The sequence below is a fragment of the Mesorhizobium sp. M7A.F.Ca.CA.004.04.2.1 genome, from assembly GCF_004022825.1.
GTDB lineage: Bacteria > Pseudomonadota > Alphaproteobacteria > Rhizobiales > Rhizobiaceae > Mesorhizobium.
The window spans coordinates 1-1,451 of record NZ_RZPH01001275.1; the positions used below are offsets into that span (position 1 = coordinate 1).

3 protein-coding genes are annotated in these 1,451 nt (G+C 62.1%); all 3 read left to right on the forward strand.

Translation table 11 applies throughout. The features are described from left to right. On the forward strand, window positions 1-594 hold a 594-nt coding region (locus EN893_RS33790; RefSeq protein WP_164901373.1), incomplete at its 5' end, for a GNAT family N-acetyltransferase. Continuing rightward, complete coding sequence (locus tag EN893_RS33795; protein ID WP_127269926.1) at window positions 581-1,102, forward strand: CoA-binding protein; 522 nt, start codon at window positions 581-583, stop codon at window positions 1,100-1,102. The genes EN893_RS33790 and EN893_RS33795, both read left to right, overlap by 14 nt. A 225-nt stretch (window positions 1,103-1,327) precedes the next feature. After that, a partial coding sequence (locus EN893_RS33800; protein WP_206640237.1) for a PLP-dependent transferase occupies window positions 1,328-1,451 on the forward strand: 124 nt, incomplete at its 3' end.

The following is a 1,451-nucleotide window of genomic DNA, read 5'->3' on the forward strand; positions in this document are numbered from 1 at the left end:
CCTGCCATCGGCGCCGCCGAGTCCTTCTACATCGGCCACAGCCAGACGCCCTTGTTTCGGGTTCCCGACATCGCCGGCGAGCTCGAAGCCATACTCGACCATCGCGGATACCAGCCGGAAGGCGGCACGATCCATCTCCATGCCGGGATCGGCGACCTGGCTGAAGTCCGCGATGAGCAGGTCACCGTTTCGAAAGTGCCGGGCGAGGACTGGCTCGCGGCGCGGTTCCGCATGGGGACCTTTGACGACGCCGAGTGCCGCATCTTTCGCGAGATGACCGGGCTGATCGTCGGCGACCGGGCGTTCGTATCCTGTGAACGCGACAGCGAAATTGCCGCCTTGGCCTATGGCGTCATCCGCAATGGCCTGCTTGTGGTGGAATCGGTTGAAACCGATGGCCGTTTCAGGCAGCAAGGTCTGGGCCGCAAGACTGTCGGCGGCCTCATCGGCTGGGCGCGGCGGGCAGGGGTTCACGCCGCATGCTTGCAGGTGGTGGTCGACAACACGCCGGCTCGCGCTCTCTATGCCTCGCTTGGGTTCAGCCGTGAACTTTACCGATACCACTACCGCAGGAAGCCGCATGAACCACGATAGCTACGACAACACCTACATCGCCGGCATCCTCAATTCGGTGAAGACCATCGCCATGGTCGGCGCGTCCGCCAACGATGTGCGGCCAAGCTATTTCGTGCTGAAATATCTGCTGGCCAAGGGATTTTCGGTGTTTCCGATCAATCCTGGCCAGGCCGGCAAGGAGATCCTCGGCCGGATGACCTATGCGAGGCTCGCCGATATTCCCGAGCCGATCGACATGGTCGATGTCTTTCGCGCGCCGGCGGCGGTGCCCGGCATCGTCGACGAGGCGTTGCGGCTCGATCCCTTGCCGAAAGTCATCTGGATGCAGCTTGGCGTTCGCCATGACGAGGCCGCCGCGCGCGCCGAGGCCGCCGGCATCAAGGTGGTGATGAACCGCTGCCCCAAGATCGAATACGGCAAGCTGTCCGGCGAGATCGGCTGGACCGGCGTCAATTCCGGTGTGCTGTCGTCGAAGAAGCCGCTGATGCGGTCGGGATTCCAGAGTTTTGGCGTGCGCCAGAAGTAGGACACGTCGCTAAAAGTGCGCGGCGGTTTTGGGATAACGACGTGCACCAAAAGCAAGGCCTGATGCGCAATGCGCCTTGGGCGCAAAATTATTCCTTAGACCAGTGCATTTTCTCGGGCCTCGGCCGCAGATCGTTCGCCGAAGGGCATTTTCTTCTTTGCATTCGCGCTCATGCTTCGCCAAGAATGCCCGGCGATTTCAAGAGTTTCAAAAGGGAGGTTTTCAGTGACCCGCACGCCAGGTTTCAACACGCTCGCCGTCCATGCCGGTGCCAAGCCCGATCCGGCGACCGGCGCGCGTGCCACGCCGATCTACCAGACGACCTCCTTCGTCTTCGACGATGCCGACC

Excerpts from the sequence above, each read along its gene's own strand:
- EN893_RS33795 (WP_127269926.1), top strand. The coding sequence starts at position 581 with ATGAACCACGATAGCTACGACAACACCTACATCGCCGGCATCCTCAAT.